Origin of the sequence: Schaalia cardiffensis F0333 (assembly GCF_005886435.1) — a bacterium.
GTDB lineage: Bacteria > Actinomycetota > Actinomycetes > Actinomycetales > Actinomycetaceae > Pauljensenia > Pauljensenia cardiffensis.
On the sequence record NZ_CP040505.1, the window covers coordinates 512,054 to 538,237 of the forward strand.

16 protein-coding genes and 1 pseudogene are annotated in these 26,184 nt (G+C 62.0%); 8 read left to right on the plus strand and 9 right to left on the minus strand.

Translation table 11 applies throughout. From position 1 onward, the window contains the following. Positions 1-429: 429 nt before the first annotated feature. Both FFA61_RS02075 and FFA61_RS02080 read left to right on the plus strand, forming a co-directional pair. Positions 430-1,389, plus strand: coding sequence for a Bax inhibitor-1/YccA family protein (locus FFA61_RS02075; protein ID WP_005962109.1), 960 nt, complete (start codon positions 430-432; stop codon positions 1,387-1,389). 46 nt (positions 1,390-1,435) lie between these two features. Beyond that, a complete protein-coding gene (locus FFA61_RS02080) occupies positions 1,436-1,831 on the plus strand; it encodes an FKBP-type peptidyl-prolyl cis-trans isomerase (protein WP_005962108.1) in 396 nt (131 codons plus the stop codon). Between the two features lie 435 nt (positions 1,832-2,266). Here FFA61_RS02080 and msrA read toward each other — a convergent pair whose 3' ends face one another. After that, positions 2,267-2,875 carry a peptide-methionine (S)-S-oxide reductase MsrA gene (msrA, locus tag FFA61_RS02085; RefSeq protein WP_005962107.1) on the minus strand — a complete coding sequence of 203 codons (609 nt, stop codon included), beginning with the start codon at positions 2,873-2,875 and terminating at the stop codon, positions 2,267-2,269. A gap of 108 nt (positions 2,876-2,983) precedes the next feature. Beyond that, complete coding sequence (locus FFA61_RS02090; RefSeq protein ID WP_040314463.1) at positions 2,984-4,192, minus strand: IS110 family RNA-guided transposase; 1,209 nt, start codon at positions 4,190-4,192, stop codon at positions 2,984-2,986. 704 nt (positions 4,193-4,896) lie between these two features. On the opposite strand from FFA61_RS02090, the gene FFA61_RS02095 reads away from it, so the two are divergent. Next, positions 4,897-6,318 carry an AI-2E family transporter gene (locus tag FFA61_RS02095; protein ID WP_005962105.1) on the plus strand — a complete coding sequence of 474 codons (1,422 nt, stop codon included), beginning with the start codon at positions 4,897-4,899 and terminating at the stop codon, positions 6,316-6,318. A gap of 1,127 nt (positions 6,319-7,445) precedes the next feature. Here the strand turns inward: FFA61_RS02095 and greA are convergent. Both greA and trhA read right to left on the minus strand, forming a co-directional pair. After that, complete coding sequence (greA, locus tag FFA61_RS02100) at positions 7,446-7,925, minus strand: transcription elongation factor GreA (RefSeq protein ID WP_005962103.1); 480 nt, start codon at positions 7,923-7,925, stop codon at positions 7,446-7,448. 165 nt (positions 7,926-8,090) lie between these two features. Next, a complete protein-coding gene (trhA, locus tag FFA61_RS02105; RefSeq protein WP_005962102.1) occupies positions 8,091-8,771 on the minus strand; it encodes a PAQR family membrane homeostasis protein TrhA in 681 nt (226 codons plus the stop codon). Positions 8,772-9,041: 270 nt separating this feature from the next. Here trhA and FFA61_RS02110 point away from each other — a divergent pair, with 270 nt between their 5' ends. After that, positions 9,042-9,800, plus strand: coding sequence for an isoprenyl transferase (locus tag FFA61_RS02110; RefSeq protein WP_005962101.1), 759 nt, complete (start codon positions 9,042-9,044; stop codon positions 9,798-9,800). A 553-nt stretch (positions 9,801-10,353) separates the two neighbouring features. On the opposite strand, the gene FFA61_RS02115 is transcribed toward FFA61_RS02110, so the two are convergent. From FFA61_RS02115 to xseA, 3 genes and pseudogenes are all read right to left on the minus strand, one after another. Next, positions 10,354-11,289 carry a carbohydrate kinase family protein gene (locus FFA61_RS02115; protein WP_005962099.1) on the minus strand — a complete coding sequence of 312 codons (936 nt, stop codon included), beginning with the start codon at positions 11,287-11,289 and terminating at the stop codon, positions 10,354-10,356. Between the two features lie 44 nt (positions 11,290-11,333). Beyond that, on the minus strand, positions 11,334-11,609 hold the full coding sequence (locus FFA61_RS02120) for an exodeoxyribonuclease VII small subunit (protein WP_005962098.1): 276 nt from the start codon (positions 11,607-11,609) through the stop codon (positions 11,334-11,336). 847 nt (positions 11,610-12,456) lie between these two features. Further along, positions 12,457-13,698: pseudogene (gene xseA / locus FFA61_RS09385) on the minus strand (exodeoxyribonuclease VII large subunit); the annotation flags it as partial. Positions 13,699-14,161: 463 nt separating this feature from the next. Here xseA and FFA61_RS02130 point away from each other — a divergent pair. After that, the gene (locus tag FFA61_RS02130; RefSeq protein WP_005962095.1) at positions 14,162-15,238 is read left to right on the plus strand and encodes a 4-hydroxy-3-methylbut-2-enyl diphosphate reductase; all 1,077 of its coding nucleotides are present in this window, start codon (positions 14,162-14,164) and stop codon (positions 15,236-15,238) included. Positions 15,239-16,032: 794 nt separating this feature from the next. Here FFA61_RS02130 and FFA61_RS02135 read toward each other — a convergent pair. Continuing rightward, a complete protein-coding gene (locus FFA61_RS02135; protein WP_005962093.1) occupies positions 16,033-17,097 on the minus strand; it encodes a putative endonuclease domain-containing protein in 1,065 nt (354 codons plus the stop codon). A 342-nt stretch (positions 17,098-17,439) separates the two neighbouring features. Between FFA61_RS02135 and ychF the strand changes: the two genes are divergently transcribed. The 3 genes from ychF (at position 17,440) to FFA61_RS02150 (ending at position 24,137) form a co-directional block, all read left to right on the plus strand. After that, positions 17,440-18,522 carry a redox-regulated ATPase YchF gene (gene ychF, locus FFA61_RS02140; protein ID WP_040313723.1) on the plus strand — a complete coding sequence of 361 codons (1,083 nt, stop codon included), beginning with the start codon at positions 17,440-17,442 and terminating at the stop codon, positions 18,520-18,522. Positions 18,523-19,141: 619 nt separating this feature from the next. Next, on the plus strand, positions 19,142-22,405 hold the full coding sequence (locus FFA61_RS02145) for a DUF5979 domain-containing protein (protein WP_242600864.1): 3,264 nt from the start codon (positions 19,142-19,144) through the stop codon (positions 22,403-22,405). A 760-nt stretch (positions 22,406-23,165) separates the two neighbouring features. Continuing rightward, complete coding sequence (locus FFA61_RS02150) at positions 23,166-24,137, plus strand: diaminopimelate dehydrogenase (RefSeq protein ID WP_005962089.1); 972 nt, start codon at positions 23,166-23,168, stop codon at positions 24,135-24,137. Positions 24,138-24,428: 291 nt separating this feature from the next. Here FFA61_RS02150 and FFA61_RS02155 read toward each other — a convergent pair whose 3' ends face one another. Further along, positions 24,429-25,889 (minus strand): amino acid permease, encoded by a 1,461-nt coding sequence (locus FFA61_RS02155; RefSeq protein ID WP_005962088.1) that lies wholly within the window; start codon positions 25,887-25,889, stop codon positions 24,429-24,431. Positions 25,890-26,184 lie beyond the last annotated feature (295 nt).

Sequence of the window (26,184 nt, forward strand, 5' to 3'; positions counted from 1 at the left end):
CGAGTGCTCGTTCTTACATGCTTGGCGCGCCGATTGGGACGCCTGATCTACTCGGCTGGCCTGGCTGCTTTGCGTTGCTTGGCGCGCCGATTGGGACGCCTCCTCTGTTTGGCGTGAATGCTCTGTCGTGCTTGGCGCGCCGATTCGGGCCGCGCGTGTGCTTGGCAAGGTGGCTCGCGCGTCTCGGCCACTGGTATCGACCTCGTATCTGGCATTCCGCCACCCATCCAGAGTCTCACCCCGCGCCTCGGGAAACCCATTGAACCGAGCAAAGAGTCGAGCCCATGTGGAAAAGCAAACGACCTACCCACAGGGAGGCGATGTGTTCCTTCTCAATTCCTCTTCGCTCAGAGCGTGGAACTTCACCGCGAAGATGAACATCTGGCGTGGGAGAATCAAAGAGGCTACAACTTCAACTCAGGAGGGCGCATGTCTAACCCTGTTTTCGACAAGCTCGAAACTCAGTGGGCACAGCAGTCCCGCACTCCCGCGGGCTATCCGAGCATGCCGGGCTACCAGCCTGGCGCGTATCCGAACGCTGGGGGCGCTCAGTGGACGCCCGGCACTGCCCAGGGAACGCAGCAGACGGCGGGCACAATCCCCTATGGCGCGCCCTACGGCGAGCCCAACGCGCAGGCTCCCCAGTACCCGGGCGGGCCCCTCGAAGAGGCCTACCGTGCTCCGGCGGCCGACGCGGTTGACCGTGGCGTCATGACTTACGACGACGTCATCATGAAGATGGCGATCTCCATGGGAGTGCTTTTCGCCAGCGCCTTCGTTTCGTGGAGCGTCTCGGCGGTTGATGCCTCTCTTGGCGCGATGCTGAGCCTCGTCGGATTCATCGGCGGCTTCATCCTGGCGATGATGAACACCTTCTCGAAGAAGATCCGCCCTGCTCTGGTCCTTACCTATGCAGGCTTCGAGGGCCTCGCCCTCGGCGCGGTCAGCCAGGTCTTCGAACTCATCTACCCGGGCATTGTCGTTCAAGCCCTCATCGCGACCGCCGCTGTTTTCGGTGTCACACTCGCCCTCTTCGCGTCCGGCAAGGTCCGGAACTCTTCGAAGCTCATGCGTTTCACGCTGATCGCACTTGTGAGCATCCTCGTCTACCGTCTCCTCTCGATGGTGCTCACCCTCACCGGTGTGCTCTCCTCGGGTGGTTTCGACTCCATCACCATCATGGGCATCCCGCTTGGTATTGCCGTCGGTCTGATCGCGGTCTTCGTCGGCGCAAGCTGCCTCATCCAGGACTTCGATCAGGCGAAGATCGGCGTGGAGCGCGGCGTTCCGGCGAAATACGCGTGGGCCTGCGCCTTCGGCATCCTCGTGACCGTCGTGTGGATGTACCTCGAGATCCTCAGGCTCATCGCCCGCTTCCGCAACAACTGAGCAGGACCTTTCTCTCGCCTCATTCGTTTCAAGCCAAGGACCACCCATGGAGAACATCACCGTTACCGGCGACTTCGGTCGCAAGCCCTCCCTCACCTTCGAGAACACCCCTTCCGAAGAGCTCCTCGTCGAGGTCCTCAACGAGGGCGACGGTCAGGTCGTCGAAGCGGGCGACACAATCCACTGCCATTACCTCGGACAGATCTTCAACGGAGGAGTCTTCGACAACTCTTACGATCGCGGCCAAGCCTTGTCCTTCCAGATCGGGGTCGGCATGGTGATCCGAGGCTGGGATGATGGTCTTGTCGGCCAGCGCGTCGGTTCGCGAGTCCTCCTCTCGATCCCGCCGGAGTACGGTTACGGCGCTCGCGGAGTGCCGCAGGCGGGTATTGGCGGAACAGACACTCTCGTGTTCGTCACCGACATCCTCGGTGTTGCCTGAGAAGCACAGCGCTCATGACGAGGGCGATCCCTGCGGGGGTCGCCCTCGTTCTTTGTCATGTGTCTGCTGGATACTCGTCGTTTGTTGGTGGTTCGGCTGTTGGTGGTGTGGTGGGCGCTCGTCGTTTGTTAGGCCCTGGGTTCTCCTCGCTTGCTTGCTGGGCATCGGCCTTGCTGGGAGCACACCGGGTTTGCTGCTAGGGCACCGAGCTTGCCGGTAGGGCACCGACGCTCGTCTTCCGCTCAGCCTTCACGGCATGCTCGGCTCTCGGCGGTGCGCTGGAGCGGCTATACACGGTGATCCTTTGGCGAGTCCGAGGGGCATCAGGAATAGGCACTGCTAGAGGAGTGTCTTCAGAAAATGCGGGCACGGCTAGCGAGCCATACGGTGCGGCTAGCTGGCCATGCTTGGTCGATGTGGGTCTTCAGGCTCGTCTCACACGATCGGACAGGGCACCCCGGTTCGCGCATGGCACTCGTAACCATTCGGATTCTTGAAGAGATATTTCTGGTGGTAGTCCTCCGCATACCAGAATGGGCCCGCATCCTGAACCGAGGCGATCTCGGTGGCAATCGCACAAAAGCCACGGGAAGCGAGTTCCTCCTGGTAGGCATCGCGAGCCCGCAGCGCGGTGTCGAGCTGTTCGGGCGTTGTCGTCCAGATTGCGCTTCGGTATTGAGTGCCGATGTCATTGCCTTGGCGGTTCACCTGGGTCGGATCATGAATCTCGAAGAAACGGGAAATGATCTCGGCAGCGCAGGTTGTTTCCACGGAATACACCACTCGAAGGGTCTCAGCATGTCCCGTCGTGTTCGTGCACACGAGTTCGTAGGAGGGATTCTCGAGCTCGCCGCCCATATAGCCAGTCGCTGTCGCGACAACACCAGGAGCGCTCCAGAAGGACTTGTCGACGCCCCAGAAGCATCCGGCGGCTAGGTAGATGACTTCTTCTCCCTCGCCAGGTTCCTTATCGATTGGCGCGTTGAGTGCGGCCGGGGTGGAGAGGAAGGAAAAAGAGCCATTCGTTCGAAGCTTCGCGGTCATGCGCTCATCGAAGCACCTGAGCCCGTCCTCGTCGACTCGAAAAGCTGGGGATCGCCGAGGGCGTAGAGGCTGCTTCGGCGAAAAAGGGGGGTGCCCCTATGTGGTGTGTCAAGCGACGGTTGGTAGTTGGTGGGTGGGTTGGGGGTTGTAGAGGGTGGCGTTTCGGATCATGGCGTGTAGGGTGAGGATGCGGCGGTGGGCTAGGGCGATGACGGCCTGGTTGTGGCGCTTGCCCTGGGCGATCTTGCGGTCGTAGTACGCCCGGGAGACGGGGTCTGAGCGTAGTGAGGCGAAGGCTGAAAGGAACATGGCCCGTTTGAGCCTCTTGTTGCCCGCGTGGGAGGTGTACTCGCCGCGGATCGAGGAGCCGGAGCGTCGGGTGACGGGTGTGAGCCCGGCGTAGGAGGCCAGGTGCGCTCCGGTGTCGAAGGACCGTCCGAGGGTCTCGGCGATGAAAACGGCGGCGGTCCTGACCCCGATGCCGGGCATGGAGGTCAGGACCTGGTAAAGAGGGTGGGCCTCCACCAGGGCCTCGACCTTGGCAGCGACGTCACGGCGTTGGGCGTGCAGGGCGATGAGTTGGCGGGCCAGGTGGGGCAGGACGATTCCGGCGGCGTCGGTGCCGATGACCACGACGTTCTGGGCCTCCAGCGCGCTGATGATCTCGCCGGCCCAGGCCTCGTGGCGGCGGGCGCCGTGGGCCTTGAGCTTAGCGGCCACTCGTACCCGCCCGGCCTTTCGCAGGGCGGTGGGGACGGGCCACGAGGCGATGACCTCAAGGACGGCGTCGTGCTCCAGCCGTGGACCCAGGACCTTCTCCAGGGCGGGGTGGATCTGGGTGTACAGGCCCCGGATCCGGTTCGAGGTCTGGTTGACCTGGCGGGCCAGGTCCAGGTCGAAGCCCGTGAGCATGGACAGGGCGGCTGCGTCCTGGTCCGAGCCGTTGATGGCCCGCAGCGTGTGCGGCATGGTGCGGCCGGCCTGGGCGATGACCGCGGCGTCACGGGCATCGGTCTTAGCGTTGCCCGGGGTCAGGTCCGCGATGCGCCGCATCGACAGGCCAGGCAGGTAGCCCACGGGGATGCCCATGTCCTGGGCCACGGCAACAGCCAGCGCTCCGATGGTGGCGGGCTGGTCCACGACCACCAGCACCCGCCCGTGCCGGGCCAGCCGCTCGTAGAGGTCTCGCAGTCTGGTCTCGTCGTTGGGCAAGGCCTTGTCGAACAGGCGATTACCGTCCCGGTCCAGGGCGGTGGCCCAGTGGTCGGACTTACCCACGTCGATGCCGATGAACACGTCAATGCTGGAGGTCTGCACGTGCCGCTCCCTCGTCTCGTAGGAGATCGGGCCAGCCTTGAGCCGCCGATCCCGCACCCACGTTACGAAAGACCTCGAGCGGGTCGTTCCCCTGATCAGCGGTGAGCAGCAGCCCCGCGGCGGCCGGTGACAACACCCCCCGGACCATTCAAAGACAGGGGCAAAACATCATGCCGACCACCGCTGGCCCAGCCACCGGCACTCATTCACCGGCAACCACCAACAAGGTAACGGGAAAAGGGGAAAACTCTCTTGCGCCTACCGAAGGGGGCCGAGGGGCGGGAAACGGCGAATCGCTCCGGTCCTCTTCTACCAGCACGTCCCTACCGAAGGGGAGGCGAGGCCGGGCAGACGGGGGATAGGAAAGACTCGAGGCCGGACAAACAGGGTATGGAAAAGGCGCGAGGTCCGGGGGAACGGGGGAGAAGAAAGGCCCGAGGCCGGGGTAACGGCAGATACCTGGGGTCAGAGCACCACCATCGCCGACGCACGCCGTATGAGCGTCGGAAACGGCGGACACGAGGGGAAAGCCGTGAGGCGTATTCGCAAGGGAAAACAGGGCGGAGCTGAGAATCTCAGAAAGAGAGGAAGGCGGCAGACTGCGCAAGAATTCTTCCGGTAGAGATGCTCGCCTGGGCCAGGGCGCAAGATGCACACGGGCTCGGGTAGCCTGGTTTTCAGTTTGAAAGGGGAAGGAAAACCGCATGAGTGACGATAGTTCTCGCGCGTTGAGGAGCATCTCCGAGTTCTTTGAGAGGTTCGCGGGACCGCGCCTGAGCCGCGCCAGCGACTTTGACCCAGAGCCGATGGAGTTTCGCAGAGGCGACCCGTTGGACGGGCGCCGCGATGCGGCCGATGCGGTCCCTTGGGCGATGAAGGTCGCGGCGTCCCTGTCTTGGCGGGCGATCGTCATCGCGGTCGCGGCAGCTGGGATCGTGTGGGGGGCCATGCACCTCTCGATCATCATCATGCCGGTCGCGATCGCTCTGCTCCTCGCGGTCCTTCTTGAACCTCTCGTCGGATGGTTCACCCGTCGGCTGAATTTCCCCCGGACCCTGTCGGCGGTCCTGGGCCTCCTCGTCATGCTCGCGGTCGTCGTTGCCTCCCTCTCGCAGGCCGGTTCTGAGATTTTCCGTCAGCTCCCGCGCCTGTTCACCAAGGCGAACGACGGTATTTCCGAGCTTATGCGCTGGCTCGGAGAAGGGCCTCTCAAGCTTGATACGACGATGATTAACCAGGGCATTGAGAAGGTCCAAGGTGAGTTGGCGAACTGGGCGCAGGCGAACTCCTCCTTCCTCGCCTCCTCCGCGCTATCGGTCACCTCCTCGCTCTTCTCGGTCCTCTCCAGCGTCCTCATCATGCTCTTCTGCCTGTTCTTCTTCTTGAAAGAAGGACGGACAATCTGGTTGTGGGTCGTTCGCCTCTTCCCAGCCCCGGCACGCCAGCCGCTGCACGAGTCCGCGATCCGCGGTTGGGTGACTCTCGGCTCCTACGTTCGAACTCAGATCCAAGTGGCGGCGATCGACGCGATCGGCATCGGCCTGGGAGCGTTCTTCCTTGGGCTGCCGATGGTCCTTCCGATTGTTGTCGTCGTGTTCTTCGCGTCCTTCGTGCCGATCGTCGGAGCCCTCGTGTCTGGTGCGATCGCGGTCCTCGTGGCGCTTGTAGACCAGGGGCTCACGGCGGGCGTCATCATGCTGGTCGTGATCTTCGTAGTCCAACAGGTCGAGTCGAACCTCTTGCAGCCTCTCCTCATGTCCCACGCGGTTTCTCTGCATCCCGTTGCGGTCCTGCTCGTCGTCGCGGCTTCTGGCTCGGTGGCAGGTATTCCTGGGGCGATTTTCGGTGTCCCAATTGCCGCCTTCCTCAACGCGACCTTCTTGTATCTGCATGGGTATGACTCGATGCCCGCTCTCGCGAATGACCCGAAGCGGCCTGGAGGACCACCGGGAATGCTCGAGGACATGGTCGCAGCCTCTTACGCCTCGAAGACGAAAGTCGATCCCCGCGAAGGTGCTAGTGCCGTCGACTCCAAGGACGAGGACGAGAACGCGCAAGACTGCTCAGAAGATGCACCCAGCGTTGAGCCGGAATCCGGAGCCAAGGATGAGGCTCACGAAGAGTGAAAGACGTTGAGAGGGCAGTGAAAGACCCTCTGGGCGATGACAGACCCTCAGTGGCATGAAAGGCCCTCTGGGGGTGAGAAGGATTTCAGCGGGCGCTACGAGGCGCACAGCGGGCTCGCTCACCCCTTTGCGGGACAAGCGGGATGGAACCGATGTGAGAGCGACTGAGTCCAAGAGAGCATGGTGAATCCAAGAGGAACCTGGGTGAACCCGAGGGGAACGCGGGTGAAGCCGAAAGGAACACGGGTGAGCCCAAGGGGAACGCGGGTGAAGCCGAAAGGAACACGGGTGAGCCCAAGGGGAACGCGGGTGAAGCCGAAAGGAACCTGGGTGAGCCCAAGGGGAACGCAGGGGAACCCGAGGTGAAGGCGGGGGCGAAGACAAATTGGGCTGCGCCACGACATACAGGGCTACGGCACGACATACAGGGCTGCGGCACTTCCAGCTGCCATGGTCCCAGAGATTCTTCTACCTGCCTCAAGACGGGGAAGGACGGACATCCCCACCAAAGTGGGCGTATCGGAGTGTTCTTGTTGGTGATAGAGCGGCGGTGGGAACAGTTCCGTGGTCCTGATCGTGCGCCGATGGGAATAACTTCGTGGTGCCAGTAGTCTGCCGATGGGAACAGTGTCGTGGCGCCGGAGCCTACAGACAGGAACAACGCCTGAGTGGGGGATGGATTCTCGACAATGGGCAGGAGGCCGGGATCAAGGTGGATCCCGGCCTCCTGCCTCAGTCCAATGAAGACGAATGCCCCGCGCGAGCTGAGCTTGGCCTGGAGTCGTCGAATAGCAGAGACTGCTGAGTAACGGACCGTGATCGTTCGACTGTGAACAGTTCCGATGATCCAAGAGAAAACTCCGCTCAGCCGAGACCATGCGCGCCCTCAGCCGAGGCGATGTCCGCTCTCAGTCGAGAGGCGACGCGCGCAATGAAGCGCGCCTGCCCCCGCAATGAAGCGGGGGCTTGTTCAACTCGGCCGAGACTGTGCCCTTCTTCATGAAGACCGTGCCCGCTCAATGAAACGCGGGGTCTGTCCAGATCAGCCGAGGATGTGCCCGTTCAGCGGAGCATGCTCTTACTCAAGTGAGGCTGCGTCCTTTCACCCGAGTGAAGCACACTCTTGCTCAGCCGACGAAGGGTTTCGCTTCGATGATCTCGACCTCGATCACGCGACCATTCGGCGCCTCGTAGGAGAGCTTGTCTCCCGGGCGGTGACCAATGACAGCCGCGCCCAGCGGGGCCTGCGTGGAGAAAACCTGCACACCGAGGTCACCACCGGCGTCACGGGAGCCCAGCAGGAAGGTCTGCTCGCGTCCCGCAACAGTCGCGGTCACGACCATTCCGGGCTCGACGACGCCGTCATCCGCAGGGGTTTCGCCGACCTCGGCATGCTCGAGCATCTCCTGCAGGGTTTGAATGCGGGTTTCATTCATGGACTGCTCGTTGCGGGCGGCATGGTAGCCGCCGTTCTCACGAAGGTCTCCTTCTTGACGAGCTGCGTCAATGAGCTTCGCGATCTCAGGACGCTTGACCTCAATGCGCTCTCTCAGTTCCTCCTTCAGAAGGTCGTACTGAGCCTGGGTCAGCCACTGGGTATCTGCCATGAGTACCTCCAAGATAAAAAGGGACCGGCACCGCAGGGGCGCCGGCGTTTCGCTGGTGACAGTGTAGCAAGCAGGCGTGAAGCGGGCATGCGTCCCGTCCTCGTCCTGAATAACATACGCGCGCCCTCGTCCATAATGAGCCGGGCGAAACGAAGAACGGAAAGATCAGGCGAGGACTGCGAGATAAACGGCGACGCACTGGCACGCCCACGCGGCGACCGTGAAAGCGTGGAAGATCTCGTGGAAACCGAACCATTTGGGGGAGGGATTGGGCCTCTTCATACCGTAGACGAGCGCTCCGAGCGTATACAGGAGTCCGCCGACGACGATCAAGATGATGACCGCGGCACCGCCTGCCGTCCAAAGCTGAGGCAGATACGCCACAGCGGTCCAGCCGAGGACCACATAAATGAGGGTGGAGAGCCACCGGGGAGCGCTGGGCCAGAAGAGATTGACAAGAATGCCCGCAGCCGCGCCGGTCCAGACCGTTGAAAGGAGCACGATCTGGTCGTGGCTGTTGAGGAGGGCGACCGTGAGGGGCGTATAAGTTCCAGCGATGAGCAGGAAGATGTTCGAGTGATCGAGCCTCCTCCAGACGACCTCCCAGCTCGGCTTCCAGTAGAAACGGTGATACAGGGCGGAGATTCCGAAGAGAAGGAGAGACGCGGCGAGATAAACCGCAGAAGCCCACTTTTCCGGTGTTGTCGGCGCGAGAACGACGAGGACGATCGATGCTGCCAGGGAAAGCGGTGCCGCAACAAGGTGGAGCCAACCACGAAGGTGGGGCTTGATCGCGACGAGCTGGTTGGGGAACCAGGACATCGGCTTGAGTGAAGCGACTCTCATTGGCCCTCCTGATCGAACAAAACGTAACTTACGTTCCCGTAGGTTACTACACCGTAAGTTTGTGGCGCGAGGTCTTATCTGAGAGCAAAACACTCGCAAGACAGTGTCACTGCTCACCTCTGAAGGTAGTCGAGCGAGGAGGAACGCCCTCGACTCAACACTGGTTTGCCTGATCAGGAGGGCAAAATAACGCTAGGCTTTCCAGGCATAGCAGAAGATCGCCTGACTATTGCAGCCCCACAAGGGAAGCCGAATTAAAGGAGGCGCCCAATGTCCGTGTGGAGTCTCGCCTACGACCTCTACGAGAAGCGCCTGCGCGGAGAACTTGCGAAGGGTTCCATCCCCCGCCACATCGGAGTCATCCTCGACGGGAACCGGCGTTGGGCAAAATCAATCGGAGTTCAAGCCTCACAGGGCCACCGTGCCGGCGCCGATAAAATCTCAGAGTTCCTCGGTTGGGCGGATGAAGTCGGAGTCGAGATCGTCACCCTCTGGATGCTCTCGACCGATAACCTTTCGCGTTCTTCCGAAGAACTGGATGAACTCCTCGGGATCATTGCCGACGCCGTTGACCACCTCGCCGCGCAGAAATGGTGCCTCGCCGTCGTCGGCGACCTCGACCTCCTGCCTGAGGCAATCGCTGAACGCATCCGATCGGCCGTCGCTTCAACTTCCAGCCGAAACACAATGAGGGTGAATATCGCCGTCGGTTATGGAGGACGGCACGAGATCACCGAAGCGGTCCGTCAGATTATTTCCGACGCCGCCGCGAAAGGGATCAGCCTCGAAGAACTTGCGAACACCCTCACCGACGCAGACATTACCGATCACCTGTACACGAAGGACCAACCTGACCCTGACCTCGTCATCCGAACCTCAGGAGAGCAGCGTCTCTCGGGCTTCATGATCTGGCAGTCCGTGCACTCGGAGTTCTACTTCTGCGAGGCCTACTGGCCTGATTTCCGTCGCGTTGATTTTCTGCGTGCAATGCGTTCCTACGGTCAGCGCGAACGCCGCCTCGGACGCTGAGGATTCCCTGCCGAGCCCAGAGGGTGTCTTAATCGAGAGAGCGTCCTTATCGAGAGTGCGTCTTAATCGAGCGGGTGTCCTTGCTGCGATCCTTGTCCTTCATAGTGGAAGCATGGCGGAAGCTCTTCTTCGGCTTGTGCTGGGAGCCCTTTGGCTTGTGTTGGGTTCCCCTCGGCTTGTCATAGGAGCTCTTTCTCGCCTCTTGTTGTTCCCTTGTGGGGGGCGGGTTCGCTGTTGGTTCCTGAGCGGAGGGGCATTCGGGTTCGCCGTTGGTTCCTGAGCGGAGGGTTTGGCGGTGTGTGGAGGGGTTATAGCCCCTCCACTTGTCGTTATCGCCTCCACTCAGGCAAGGGCAGACCGTCAACCCTTCCACAATGGCAGGGGCAGACCGTCAACCCCTCCACAAAGGCACGGGCACTGCAGGCTCCCGGCTCAGCCACGGGGGCACTGATCAGTCGAACTTGCGGCCCAAGCGAACTTGCAGCTCACTCGAGCTCGCGGCCGACTTGAGGTTGCAGCCTAACCGAACTCGCAGCCCAACTGACCTTGCGGCTCAGTCAAGCTCATCGGCCCACGGCGGGTTCGCGCCCGCTCGCGAAACCGTCACATCCGACACCTTAGAAGCATGATCGAGAATCGTCTTCACCGCGTCCAGGCCGATGTTTTCGAGCGCACTGCGCCCCTCGGTACCTGCGAGCCCCAGGCCCCACATTGCGTCGAGGATCCCACCCATGAAGGAATCTCCAGCGCCGACTGTGTCGACGACCTTTACCTCGCCGGGCGTCGCCTCGTAGCGGATTCCCGAAGCAGAAACTGCCAGGCCGCCCTTCTTGCCACGGGTCACGATGATGAGACGCGGGCCCATGCTGAGCCACTTCTCAATCACACTTTCAAGTTCGGCGCCGCCGGTCAGCCACGCGATGTCTTCATCCGACACCTTGATGACATCGGAAACACTGACGAAGCGTTCGACGAGCTTTAGGGCGTTGTCTGGATCGCCCATGACTGTCGGGCGCGCGTTCGGGTCGAAAGTGATGAGGGCATGAGGGCGTGCGTCCTTCACAGCCTCGAATACAGCGTTCGCCCCGGGCTCAACGGCAGCGGAAATCGATCCCGCATGAACGATCAAAGCCATTTCAGACACCGGGATCGGCGGTGTCGGGTTCCAATCGAAATCGAAGGTGTAAGTCGCCGCGCCCTTCTCGTCAATCATGGCCGTTGCGGTCGTCGTGCGCTGGGCGCCGTGTGACTCAGGAGTGATGACGACCCGTGAAGCGGTGAAGTGCTCTTCGATGAGGCGACCACGTTCGTCGTCGGCAAACCATGTTGACAGGACAGCGGGACGTCCGAGTCGGCCAAGAGTCATCGCGACATTGGCGGGGGAGCCACCCGGGATCTCACGGGCATCCTCGGGATGGGAGATAGGAGTGACGATGTCGATGAGAGCCTCGCCGATGGCGAGGATATGGGGCTCAGTCGCGAGGTCCATGGGAGTCCTTCCTCGGGCGACGCGCCGATGCGTCGCGATGGACTTCAGTCTAGTTGGCCCGAATCGGAAGCGGGGGTGTCTGCGCGAGAAAGGGGCACGTCCGCGTGAGAAGTCGGAGCCTCTGCACGAGAAAGACGTGCCGAAGCTGCGTCAAGGATCGCGCGGCACCTGTCGGCGAGGGCCTCGCCCCGTTCCCACAAGGCGAGGGTGTCCTCGAGTGGGGCTTGTCCCGATTCGAGGGAGCGGACGATCCCGATGAGCTCGTCGCGGGCCTGTTCATAGCCCAGGGTCTGGACCTCGGGGAGTTCGTTCTCGGGCATGTCAGTTCTCCTGGATGCTTGGGGCGATAGGCGACGAGGACGAGGATGTCGTCGCCACTTCGGTCGCGGCGGGTTGCTTTGTGGTTTCAGACTTTCCGGCTGTATCGGGCTGCTTTGTGGTTGCAGTTTTTTCGGTCGTATGGGGCTGCTTTGTGTTTTCAGGCTGTTCTTTCATTTCGTAACCTTGGGCCACAGTGGAGTGGTTTTCAGACAATTCGACGCTTTCAGCCTGCGCAGCGAGAACAGTCTGCTCGGCAGAGGTGGGTGGCTCAGTGGCCTCAGCCTGTTCGGCCTGCTGGACTACCTTGGCCCTGCTCGCGCCGCTGTCCCTGGCTTGCACTTTCCGGCGCACAGTTCTCTCCTGCTCGGCGGAGTTGAGTGGTTCGTCGGCCTCGGCCTCCTTGGCGGTCTCGACCGTGTCGGCTTCACCGGCCTTGGCGTGCTCACTTGGAGCCGCAGATCTCTCGCGTTTGCAGACCTTGGCGGCGGCTTCGGCCTCTTTCATCTTCTGAAGCTGAGCAGCGGTGAAAATCCTGGGAAGGACAGGCGCCTCATCCGGGGATGAATCGAATACGAAGGCTCCCCCAGTGGGAGCCCCGTCAACAGACGCTCCGTCAACAAACGCGCTGCCAACAGACGCCCCACCAATAGGCTCCCAACCAGCAGAAGCCCCGCTAGCACGAGGCCTTCCAGCAGACGTCCCAGCAACGGGTTCTGAGGCAGAGGACCCCCAACCAGCAGACCCCAAACCAGTAGATCCCCATCCCGTAGACGCTCCAGCAGCGGGACCTCCGCCGACAACGCCGTCGTTCCCCGAAGCCACTGAGCCCTGTCCACTGACAGGACGGGAACCGATGACCTGGGCGAGCAGTCGGCCCCTGGCGACGATCCCCTCGACAAGGGAACCCTTCGGAACCTGAGAAGCGTCACGGACGAGAGTGCCGTCAGGGAGTTTGAGCATGGCATAGCCGCGATCCAAAGTGCCCTGGGGTGACAGGGCTGCAAGGGACGCGCGAGCCTGAGTGAGCGTCTGCGTCTCGGCCGCGAGGCGGCGCTCAATCGCGTGACGCATATGCGTAGTCGAATGCTCCAACTGGACACGATGCGAATCCAAAACGGCGCCGGGGCCTGCCAGCACGGGCCGAGACAACAGCATCTGCAGGGCGTGCTCTTCGCGCGAAAGACGCGTCCCAATCGCTGCGCGCATCCGAGTGAGCGCCTGCATGACCCCCTCGGATTCTTGACGGATATCCGGCACGATTCGCCTGGCCGCGTCCGTCGGAGTTGAAGCACGATAGTCGGCGACCAAATCGAGGAGGGGAGCATCGCCCTCGTGCCCGATCGCGGAAACAATGGGGGTGGAGGCGCGGGCAGCTGCGCGGACCAGCGCCTCCTCAGAAAAGGGAAGGAGATCCTCGACAGAGCCGCCGCCGCGCGCGATGACGATGACCTCGACATCTTCGATCGCGTCGAGTTCGCTAAGAGCCCTCGTCACTTCAGCGAGGCAACGCTCCCCTTGGACGGCGACTTCGCGGATCTGGAAGCGCGCGGATGGCCAGCGGGCTTGAGCGTTGACGAGGACATCGTCCTTCGCTTTCGCATTGCGCCCGCAGATCAGGCCGATCGTGCGAGGCAGGAAGGGGAGGGGCTTCTTCCGCTCCCCCGCGAAGAGTCCTTCTTCGGCGAGGCGACGGCGCACCATCTCGATTCGGGCGAGCAGATCGCCCAAACCCTCGACGACGACTTCCTCCGCGCGCAGGTTCAAAGTGCCGCGACGCTCCCAGAACACGGGCTTGACGCGGGTCACGACTCGCGCACCCTCGACGAATGCCGGTCCTGAGGCGTCGATCAACGAGGGCCAGGCCGTGACCGTCATCGACGTATCCGACTCGATGTCGCGCAGTACGAAGAACGCCATTTTCGTGCCGGGGCGCGGCTTGTACTCGACGACTTGCCCCTCGACCCACAGGGTTGACATGCGGTCGACGTAGATCTTGATGTTCTCCGTCAGGCGGCGCAGCGGCCACGGATTATCGCGCGTCGTATCGGCCGCTTTCGCGGCGGGTGGGCGTGGAGGGGTGTTCGGCACCCGTCAAGGATGCCACAGTCCGCCCTCTGCTCCTCATCGAGGTGAGGCCAGGCTGGTGACTCAGGAAGGACAGGCGTCAGCTGGGGATCATGCGCGGCGGGATCGGCGAGGTGCACCTTGTCGCCTCGTGCGAATGGGGGAGGATGGACGGGCCAGTGGCCAGAGATCAGCGCAGATCTTGTCCTGCGCGAATCGGGAAAGGTGTCTTCAGTCTGGAAGAGCTGCTGAACTGAGGCGTTACCCCTCGCGAATCGGGAGAGGATTTGCGGCTGAATCCGCGTGTCGCGCGTCGTTGACATGCACACAGCGGGGATAAGACGCCGCATTCACCGTGCCCTGCCTCACTGACCTGCGAAGTGCCAATGAGGGGTGCCAAGCGTCCAATCAGGCTTTCAACGTCGCCCTCGTCACCTCAAGGCTCCCGGCTTCGTCGTCCGCGCTCGCGCGCCGCTAATCTGTGAGCATGACTGACGAGACTCCGGACCTGCGAGCTTCCGCCGCCGACACACTCTCCTCCCTGCCTGATGTCAGCGGCGAGGGCGGGCGCATCCTCCTGGCCGCGCCCCGCGGCTACTGCGCCGGTGTTGATCGTGCCGTGGACGTCGTGGAGAAGGCCCTCGACCTATACGGGGCACCCGTGTACGTCCGCAAAGAGATCGTCCACAACAAGTTCGTCGTCGAGTCCCTCACGAAACGCGGTGCGATCTTCGTTCAGGAGACCGACGAAGTGCCCGAGGGTGCGCGAATCGTCTTCTCCGCTCACGGCGTCTCCCCGCAGGTGCACGAGGCCGCAAAGGCCCGCAACCTGGCGACCATCGATGCGACGTGCCCACTCGTGACGAAGGTCCACCGCGAAGCCGTGCGTTTCGCGAAGGACGACTACGACATCATCCTCGTCGGCCACCAAGGCCACGAAGAGGTCGAGGGCACATACGGTGAAGCCCCCTCCCACATCCAGGTCGTCGGCACTCCTGACGAAGTCGATTCGATCGAGGTCCGCGATCCCGAGCGCGTCGTGTGGATCTCCCAGACCACGCTGTCCGTGGACGAAACCCGTGAAACCGTGAACCGTCTGCGTCAACGCTTCCCGAAGCTCAGCGACCCGCCCTCAGACGATATCTGTTACGCGACCCAGAACCGCCAGGTCGCGGTGAAGACAATCGCACCGAAGGTCGATGTCATGGTCGTCGTCGGCTCGGCGAACTCCTCGAACTCTGTGCGCCTCGTGGAAGTTGCGCTCGAGGCCGGGGCTGGTGGCGCTCACCGCGTCGACAAGGCCGAAGAGCTTAAGCCCGAATGGTTCGAGGGCGCGAAGACCGTGGGCTTGACCTCGGGAGCGTCCGTTCCGGAGATCCTCGTGCGCGAGGTCGTCGAATGGCTGCAGGCCCGTGGTTTTCCGACGGTGGAGGTCGTTCGTACGGAGAACGAGACGATCACTTTTGCCCTTCCGCGCAATCTGCGCGCCGAGCTCGCGGAGAAGGGGCTTGCGGATGCGCGCCCCCACGCGCCCCGCAAAACCGGGCCGAATCACACGAGGTGAAGGGGACGAGGGCAGGTTCTGTGATCTTTCGAGGGCGGGACCTTCTGAAGGGGAGGGCTTGACGCTTTTCGAGGGCGGGGTTGGGCATCCTCTGAGGGTAAAGCTTGTTGCCTTTCGAGCGTGAGATATGAGCTTCTTCTGAGGGGCCGTTCCCACCGTTCGGATATCGGAGTTTGACGGGCCGAGGACCAGGCAAGGGCCTGACTGAGTGACTGCGGAGGGGCTTGCGAGCCTCGCCCATTGGTCTTTCCTCGTTTTCCCTTTCCGAGTCCAGGGTTTGTTGGTATTTGTCGCTCGTGCGGCAGGGAGCTTTCCTCGCTTTCCTCCTTCGATTCCAGGTTTGCCGTCCTATTCCTGCCGTATGGCGCTTGTTTTTGCCGGGAAACCTGGAATAGGTACCCGGATCGGCCGGGAAACCTGGAATCGGTGCCTACCTTGGTCGGGAAACATGGAATTGACGAAGGCAGATGGTATGAGGCTGCTGGGGGGATGAGTGGTGTGGTGAGTGTGGCGTGCGGCTTCGCGAGGGTGATGAGTGCTCAACGCATTTCCAGTTCCAGGGCTTCTCGGCATCCGTTCCTCGTGCGCCAGGGAGGTTTCCCTGGCTTTCGGCGCGTGTTCGACGACATGTATCCCCGTGTCTCAGGGAGGTTTGTCGGGCTCTCCCCTCCGGTTCCAGGTTTACCGTCCTGTTCCTGTCGTATGACGCCTGTTTCTGTCGGGAAACCTGGAATAGGCCCTTGCGATCGTCGGGAAACCTGGAATAGGCCATTGCGATCGTCGGAAAACCTGGACTAGGCGCGAGTGCGTGAACGCGCGACGCGGGAAGTGATCAGCTGTCGGTTCCACAGCGCCTCTCCTTGGACAGGGGACACGATTGGCGCAGAGGTGCATCTGGCGACTCGGCCAACAAGCTTGGCTCGTAGAGCAGCAAGATCCATGAGTTCCTCCCATGCGACGCGGATGACCGTCCACCCTGCATCTTCCAATTCGCGCTGGCGTGACAGGAGCGCGCGGTGAGCACGCTGAAAAGACTCGCGGTCCTCGCCCATTTTGATGAGGCCATCGAATTCGAAAGCGATTTTCAACGAGGGGATCGCGAAATCGAGGAAGTACGAGTGTCCCCGAATGACGACCTCATGCTGTGTGTGGATCTCATAGGGCATAACCGTCGCGAGTGTGAAGAGAAGCGCCTGTTCTCCGATGGTCTCGCATCCGGCGTCGGACAGGGTAAGCACCGCTTCTGCCTGTCGTTTCCCGGGGATGGAGCCGAGACCTCGAAGGCCGTCCAACAACCCTGCCTTCACGATCTCTTCGCGTCGGCGCGATGCAGGCTGGCGAAAGCGGTCGAATCGACTCAATGCCTTGATGATCCCCGAAACTGCGATGACTGCGTCCAAGGGGCGAGCTTTGAGTGCCATCTGCAGTGCGGTCTCTTCGAGTGAATCCACGAGCAGGCCGCCGATTCGCTGTGGCTGGGCTTCTGTGTACTTGCCGTGTGTTGATCGAAGTCGGACCGCTGGGATCTGATGCGTGCTCATGATGACGCCGGGGAGTAAAGAAGGGGTGAATGATCCTGCAACGCGGATCGATACGCAGGGGTTGTGAGCCCAGCAGGGCAGTCCGTGGATCAGCATCGCGGACTCGCGGGTGAAGACGACTTCGCGCCGCATTGTTCGGGCGACTGCGAGGATCCTGGCTTCGGCCGCGGTGGAGAAGGCCTCCCATCGGGGGAGTGCTTCACTTTGCTTCGGAGCGGCGATAGCGACTCCGCGCTTGACTCGGATGAGTTCACGTGAAGCGATAGCGCCTTTGTGATTCCCTCGGAGCATGACGAGGTCTGAGTGCGTCATCTTCATGGGGCGACTATCGCCTATTCCTTCTTCACCGGAACGAGGACGGAGCCCGGGGTGTGGATGGCCTTCGGTGCGGAGCCGGACTGTTGATTTCTGCCCGCAGCTGCGGTTCGTGTCGGCTGTTCACATCCTCTGCTTGTATCCGCGATTCCAGGTTTGCCGTCCTATTCCTGTCGTATGACGCCTGTTTCTGCCGGGAAACCTGGAATAGGCCCTTGCGTTGGTCGGGGAAACGTGGAGTAGGCGTCGCCGCGCCTCGTGGAGAACGGATCAGGCGCCCCCGCGTCTCCGCGAGAACGAAGCACACCCCACGAGCCTCGCTTCGCCGTCTGTAGAATGGCGCTCGTGTCTCTCACCATTGGAATCGCCGGACTGCCCAACGTTGGCAAGTCGACCCTGTTCAACGCGCTGACCCGCGCGACCGTCCTCGCCGCGAACTACCCCTTCGCAACGATCGAACCGAATGTTGGCGTCGTGCCCCTGCCGGACCCGCGCCTGAAGGTCCTCGCCGAAATGTTCCACTCGGAGAAAGTCATTCCCGCGACCGTGTCTTTCGTGGATATCGCGGGCATCGTGCGAGGCGCGTCTGAGGGTGAGGGACTGGGGAATCAGTTCCTCGCAAACATCCGCGAGGCCGACGCGATCTGCCAAGTGACGAGGGCGTTCTCCGACCCTGATGTTGTGCACGTCGATGGCAAGGTCGACCCGGCCTCGGATATTGAAACCATTCAGACCGAGCTGATCCTCGCGGACATGCAGACCTTGGAAAAGCAGATCCCCAGGCTCGAGAAGGAAGTCCGAGGCAAGAAGACCGAGCCGATCGTCCTCGAAACCGCGAAAGAGGCCCTGGCTCTACTGGAGAAAGGCGAGCTGCTGTCGGGACCTGCTGGCGCCGCCCTCGATCAGGACGCGCTCAAGTCCTTCCAGCTCATGACGACGAAGCCCTTCATTTTCGTCTTCAACATGGATCAGGCCGGGATGGAAGATGAGGCTCTCCAGCAGTCACTGCGCGACCTCGTCGCCCCGGCTGAAGCGATCTTCCTTGATGCCCAGTTCGAGTCCGAACTCGTCGAACTCGACGAAGAGGATGCCCGCGAGATGCTTGAGGATTCCGGGCAGACGGAGGCGGGCCTCGACAAGCTCGCCCGCGTCGGTTTTGCGACGCTCGGCCTGCAGACCTATCTGACGGCGGGCCCGAAGGAGGCTCGCGCGTGGACAATCCACCGTGGCGACACCGCTCCCCAGGCGGCCGGTGTCATCCACACGGACTTCCAACGTGGTTTCATCAAGGCTGAGATCGTGTCCTACGACGACCTGGTTGAACTCGGGGGCATGCAGGAGGCGCGCGCCGCAGGCAAGGTCCGCATGGAGGGCAAGGACTACGTGATGGCCGACGGTGACATTGTGGAGTTCAAGTTCAACGTGTGAGTTTCTTCTGATAGTTAGCTCCGGCCTTGACGAAGAGGGGTTGGCTTGGCAGGGTGCGTCGAACGTACTGGTGCTCGGTGTGATTGGCACGGTGCTGGCGGTGGCCGGTGGTGAACTTCTTACGGTGACGTGTCGTTGTGGCGAGGTCTGATGGCGGTGCACCACTGCGGCTGTTGACTGGTTGATGAGGCGAGGAGTGAGCGGTCCCATCCCGGTGTTCCGGGATAAGGCCGCTCATGCGTACCACCCGCATCCAAGACAAGCCTGCCTGTACCGTTTGACTCGCATCGCAAGTGGGGGATCATCGTGACGCTGGAGGCACAAATCGCCTAACCCCCGCTGTAGGCAAACAATGCACCAGATCCCAAAATCGGGTAAAGGGTCCACTATCCCTCGAAGCTGCGCACGGCCCGGGCCAGGTGTGCCTGAGGGTGTTCGCCGACCCCTGCGCCGCAGGTAGAAGGCTGTTCGATCGTGAGTTGTGGTAGAATTTACAACTTATGCGTAGTAGGATCTGGTACGTGTATGTGTCGTCCCTTGCGGCGTGTCCCAGTTCCAGCGGATGATGGAGAAAGGTGAAAGTATGCAGACGTCTATCAGGAGCCTGTTATCTAGGGCGGTGAGTTCGAGAGTGGCCGGTGTTGCCGTGGCGCTCCTGGCGGCCCTGGGTATCGTGGTCCAAGGGCTTGCTGCGCCGGCCGCGGCCGAGGTTAACCCCCAGATCGAGGTCACCAACCTCACCCTCACCAAGGTGAACTCTGCCAACGAGCAGCAGGATGGCCAGCTGTACGTGAAAGGCCTGGCCCTGCTGACGTTTGACTGGGACGCCTCGAAGACAACGCCGAAGGAGGGCGACTCCTTCACAATCACCCTGCCCGAGGAGATGAAGTTCCACTCGACTCTCGTGGTGCCCATGGACTACGACGGGCAGCATGTGGGGCAGTGTACCTTTACTGAAAAGATCGTCACCTGTACCTTCGATGCTGCGATCACCCCGCTGGTCCAGGCGGGAAACAAGGACATTCATGGGGTCGGCAGTTTCCAACTTGATGTCGTTTCGTACACCACCCAGGAGGAGCTGCTCTTCACCGTCAACCATGACAAGACCGTCAAGGTTGACCTCCCCGGGGCCGGCGGAATCCCAAAGCCATCCGGCGGCACTTACCGCCCAGACATGCGTCTCTACAAGAGCTACAACGGCATCATGAAGGAGGGTGATACGCAGGCGTTGTGGTACTTCAACTTCGGTGGGCCGAGGCTTATGAAGGCGCTTGGCGTGACCTTCGACGGCCAGACCTCGCATACCATCACTTTTAATGACACGCTCGGTGCGGGCATGACCTGTCCGCTGCAGCAGATCTACCTTCACGCCATTGACTCTGAGGAGAATCCCTCACAGTCACTCCTTCTAGACTCAGGAACGAAGGAGGGCCCGACGACGGGCGACCAGGGGACTTTCGAGGTCACCGGCGAGTGTGGGGAGATGGCAGCTGACGGGACGACACCGATCACTTTGGTGGCGAAAGGCCCATTCAGAGCGAAGACCAACTATTCGCTCTCTTACAGGACCCTCTTCGTCGGCGGTACCGCGCTTCCGGGCACTGACTACACCAACACGGTGACGGTTGCCGGAACCCAGATCACCGAGAGCAAGACCACGCAGTTTGTCAAGGCGGGGTCGGTGCAGGTGGCGATGAGGCAAGGTGAGGGCACCTTCAGCGTGACCAAACGAATTGCCGCGGACTACGCCCAGCAAGCGGATGCAGGTATGACCTTCACGGTCGCCTTCGACTACGAGCTTCCCGCAGGCACTACCGCGGACAGTTACCCGAAGTGGACGCCGCCTGTGAATGAAGACAATAGCAGTACCCTCAATGCTGACAAGCGCACCGGTACGGCCACGATGGTTGTCAAGCGGGGCGAGGAAATCAGTTTCGCTACGCCGTTCCCGGTGGGCACGACGATTAGCAACCTGCGTGAGGACACCTCGACGGCTAATCCTGCCCTGCCTGCCGGATACACCTGGAAAGACCCCAAGTTCACCATCGGCACGGTTGCAGGCACGAGCCTGACGATTGAGGACCAGAAGACCACGAAGGTCAATCTGTTGAATACGGTGGGAGCTGCGGACAACGGCTTCCAGGTGGTCAAGAAGGCCAGTGGTGCCGAGGGCGCCGCGGCGAAGAAGTTTAGCTTCAGCTACACCTGCACCCTGCCGGACAACACCAAGAAGAACGGACAGATCGCGGATGTCCCGGGTGACGAGACCCCCGTGGCGAGCCCTGAGAAGTTCCCTGTCGGCACCACCTGCGAGGTGACTGAGGACACTGCAGGTGTCGGCATTGACGGTTACACCCTTGACCCGGCTGGCCACGATGCCCAGTCCGTGACGATCGGCATGGGTAGCGAGCCGACGGTCACCGCCACCTTCACCAACACCTATACGCGCGACATGGGTCGTTTCTCGGTGACGAAGACGGTCGCGGGTGACGCGGGCGACAAGGCGCCGGATACTTACACCTTCGACTACACGTGCAAGGCCGATGGTAAGGACCCCATTACGGGCACCATCATCGTCGGCAAGGACGAGTCGAAGAAGTCCGACGAGATTCCCGTGGGCTACTCGTGCACGGTCAAGGAGCGCGTCGACCAGGGCCAGGATGGCACCGCCTACCTTGAGGGCTACACCCTGGACGTTGTCGCCAGCCCCGATGTCACCATCGCCAAGGGTGCGGTCCCGAATATCGACGTGACCAACACCTACACGCTCAACAAGGGAACCTTCTCGGTGAAGAAGGTCGTCCAGGGCGCCACCTTCACCGGTGCGGACAACACCTTCACCGTTCAGTACACCTGCACGCACAACTCGGTCGCTCTCACCGACGAGCAGAAGGCTGGCAGCCTGACGCTGACGGGCAACGGGACGGCTGTCACGAGCCCCTCCCTTCCCTTCGGCACCTCCTGCACAATCAAGGAGGCCGACGGCAGTGCGCAGCGTGCGGGCTACGCCGTGGCGACCGCCTACACCGCCGGTCAGGTGACCGTGGGAACCGCGACTCCTAGCCCCGAGGTCACGGTGACCAACACCTACACGCCGCTTGAGGGTGGATTCGACATCTCCAAGACCGTGGACGGTGACGGAGCCGCACTGGCCAAGGATAAGGAGTTCACCTTCGACTACACCTGCACGCCGCTCACCGGTGCTGCCCAGGTGAAGGGAACCGTCGTCATCAAGGGCGGAGAAATCGGTGCTGTTACGGACGTGCCAGTCGGCTCGTGCTCGGTGTCCGAACGTGACGCCACGATCGATGGAGCAAGCCTCAGCACGGTCCTCACCGTTGACGGCTCTACCAATGGCGTGAACAACGGTACCGCGGTCTTCGACGTGCGGGACGGCACCACCGTCAAGGTTGCTGCGACCAATACCTACGTGCTTGATCGTGGTTCCTTCTCGGTCGCGAAGACGGTTGTTGGCGGCGCGGACTCCTTCACCCGCGACACCTTCGTGTTCGACTACGTCTGCACGGATGGCACCGAGGGACGCCTTGACGTTCTGGGTGACGGGACCGCCGTGGAAGGGCCGCGAGTGCCGACGGGCACGGAGTGCGCGCTGACTGAGCGCGCTCAGACGGCGAACCGTGAGGGGTACACGGTTGTGAGCGAGCTCTCCGATAGTGGCAAGGTCACCATCACTGACAAGGACACGGTCGTGGCCGTGACCGCGACGAACACGTACACGCCGGTGCCGACACCTACGCCTCCGGGCAAGACACTGGCCAAGACGGGTGCGTCGAACGTGCTGATGCTCGGTGTGATCGGCTCGGTGCTGGCGTTGGCCGGTGGTGTGCTTGTCGCAGTGAAGCGTCGACGTGACCAGGTCTGATGACGCCCGGCCAAGGCGACTGCTGACTGGTCGCTGAGGCAAGGAGTGAGCGCCCTCATCCCGGGACACCGGGATGAGGGCGCTCGCCCATGTGCAAGGGCCCCAGATACGACGAGCAGAGCAAAGCCTCCAGATGTGTCCGGGCGTGTCGGTCCAAGGGCTTGGTGTGGTGCTGCGCAGATGACACGGGGCGCGGCGCCCAGGGCTTGACCATCCGCTTTCCTTGGCCTGCTGGACAACGTCTCGCTGTGGGCTGCGATAGGGCTCGGGATCGCGGTCGTTTATCTTCCCGTCTTATAGATTGCGTTTGCGACATCACCGTTGTGCCTGTCGCAGCGGATTACCTGCGCGGGTGTGGCCTTCCTTGTCTTGTGGGCGCAGAGGTTCGCGAAAGTCATGAGACGCCTGCACTCTCGCTTCTGCACACACGAGGCAGTGCGGTGATTTTCACCTAGGTTTGACCTGTGCAAACACCCCGCTTCCGTGCGCGTGAGGCACAGCGATCTGAGTTCGGGTGCTGGAGTGCCCCCGCTCCCGCACAAGCGAGCCCGCCTGAGCCACGTCCGGGCACTGAAATGTCCCGTTCTCATGTTGCGAGCACGCCCGAATGCCTGCAATGATCCCGAAGCACGTGGTCTTCAAGTCCCGCTCCCGCAGAGCAACCTCACCCGATCCTCGTCCGGCCGTTGAGACGCCTTCTTCGATCATTCGGGGAGCGGATCAAGCTTGATTCAATGGACTTTTCGCTTATGGAGGCACGATGATCACGATCGCCATCAACGGTTACGGCAATCTCGGACGAGGCGTGGAAAAGGCCATTTCGAAGAATGACGACCTCGAACTCGCCGTCGTCTTCACCCGCCGCGATCCGAGCACCGTCAAAACCCTCGGCGCGCCGGTCGCGCATGTGGACACGATGGCCGAGTGGGCCGACACCGTTGATGTCTGCATCAACTGCGGCGGGTCGGCGACCGACCTCGAAGAACAGGGACCGGCTGCGGCGAGGCTTTTCAATACCGTTGACTCCTTCGATACCCATTCGAAGATCCCCACCTATTTCGCCGCCGTTGACGAGGCCGCGAAAGCGGCGGGGCATGTCAGCCTGATCTCGACCGGCTGGGATCCGGGGCTCTTCTCAATGCTTCGAGTCCTTGGCGACGCGGTCTTGCCGGATGGAGCCTCCACGACTTTCTGGGGCCCGGGCGTCTCCCAGGGGCACTCCGATGCGATCCGGCGCATCGAAGGAGTCGTTGACGCGCGCCAATACACGCTCCCCGTTGAGTCGACCGTTCATGCCGTGAAGAACGGTGAGGAGGTCGAACTCACGACCCGTTCGATGCACACCCGCGCGTGCTACGTCGCCGCCGAGGAGGGTGCGGACCTTGAGCGCATTAAGCGGGAGATCGTTGAGATGCCGAACTACTTCGCCGACTATGACACCACCGTCACCTTCATCTCCGCTGAGGAGCTGGCCGCTGAACACTCCGGTCTGCCGCACGGGGGGACCGTGATTCGCCGTGGCACCACCTCTGAGGGCGTCCACGAGTCCATCGGATTCGAACTCGCCCTCGAGTCGAATCCGGAGTTCACCGGTTCGGTTCTCACTGCGATGGCACGCGCGGTCGCACGCAAGGCTGCCCGGGGAGAGTCCGGTGCGCGCACAGTATTTGACGTCTCTCTTTCCGAGCTGTCCGCGAAGACCCCGGAGGAGCTCCGCGCCCACTGGCTCTGAGCCTCCCAGTCATAGACGGGAGCCCGAGGCGGCTCGTTGAGCTGCTTCTGAGTTCCTCACCCACGCCCGAATCCTGAGTTCGCGGTACTCCCTCAGACAGGCACCGGGTCCGCGGGGGCGATCCTCACCCACGCCCGGATCCCCGGCAGCGCGCCCCCAGATGTGGCCGGTTCCCCAGGCCGCGTGCTCCCAGACAGATCCGAATCCCGAGGCCGGTGCGTCCCTCAGGCACCCCCGAATCCCGAGGTCGCGCGCCCCTTGCCCCACGCTTGAATCCTGAGTCTCCCTCGTTTACTCGCGGCCGAGGTCGGCAGTCGCGAGGTCGACGGCGGGTTCTTTCGTGACGAGCTTGTGCCCTGCCCACAGGGCGAGGAAGAAGGGGATTCCGATGAAGGGGAGGAGAAGCTCGCCAAGCGGCGCCCCATCCCTGAGCGGACCGTAGGACTGGCCGACAACGATGAGGACGCAAGCCACGAGCGCAACGATCGCACCAGCGGGGAAGAAACGGGCACGGTAGGGGAGGGAATCGAGCGAGATATTCTGAATCGCGAGCGCCTTGCGAAACCTGTAATGCGACCAGGAAATGCCCATCCAGGTGATGAAGCCCGCCAGCGCGGAAACCGTGAGGAGGAACTCATAAGCCTTGCCGTCGCCGACGAGCGAGGTGATGAAGCCCGCAAGACCCACGAGGGTCGTCGCGAGGAGCGCATTGACCGGGACTTGGTGCTTGGAGAGCTTTTTGAGGAAACGCGGAGCGTGGCCCTTTTCAGCGAGTGCGAAGAGCATGCGCGTCGAGGCGTACAGGCCGGAGGTGCCCGCCGAGAGGATGGAAGTCAAAATGACGGCGTTCATCAGCGAGGCGGCAGCGAGAATTCCGGCCTTGTCGAAGACGAGAGTAAAGGGGCTGACCGAAATGTTCGTCTCCGAGGAGTTAAGAAGGCTCGGATCCGTGTAGGGGATGAGGAAACCGATCACGGCGATCGCGCCGATGTAGAACAGGAGGATTCTCCAGAAGATCGTGCGAATCGCGCGCGGGATCGTGCGCCCGGGATCTTCGGCTTCTCCAGCGGCGACGCCGATGAGTTCGGTGCCCTGGAAGGAGTATCCGGCGACGAGGATGACGAGGAAAACACCCTCGGCACCGCCGACGAAGGGCGCCTCACCTGCGGTCCAGTTCTGAGCTCCCGGAGCTTCTCCGATGATCCCGAGGATCATTGCGAGGCCGAGGATCAAGAAGACGATGACTGCGAGGACCTTGATCGTTGCGAACCAGAATTCGGATTCGCCGTAGGCCTTTGTTGAGAGGGCGTTGATGCCGAAGAGGATGAGGAGGAAGAGCCCGGACCACAGGATCGAGGGGACGTGCGGGAACCAGTACTTCATGACGAGAGCTGCTGCGACCAGCTCCGCTGCGACGGTGATCGCCCAGTTGAACCAGTAGTTCCATCCCATCGCAAAACCGAAGGAAGGGGACATAAAGCGGCGTCCGTATTCGCCGAAGGACCCGGAGACGGGTAGGAAGGCTGCCATTTCGCCGAGGGACTGCATGATGAGCCACACCATGAATCCGATGAGGCCGTAGGCGAGAAGGGCTCCGCCTGGGCCTGCGCTAGAGATTGTGGCGCCGGAGGCGACGAAAAGACCGGTACCGATCGCGCCTCCGATGGAGATCATCGTGAGGTGGCGTGACTTCAGGGAGCGGTTCAAAGAGCGGTTGTCACCCGTGGGTGCGGGAGGCGTGGGGGAGGACATAAGGGTGCGTCCTGTCGTTGTGTGAAGTGTGAGCTGATGGGGAAATGCCCTTCGAGCACAGCCCCGAGCACATTCCATAGGGGTGGAAAGAGACGAGGGGCGTTGGGCTGAGGAAGGACGGGACAATGGGGGGGCGAAGGGGAGATGTCAGAAGGACAGAAGGGCGGAGAGCGATACGGGCCGGTGGGACGGGGGAGAGCAGGGCCGATACAAGCTGGAGGAGTGTACAAGCCGCAGAGAGGCGATTCAGGCGGAAGAGTGGAGGCAGGGACCCTTTGGATCTGCAAGCTTAAGG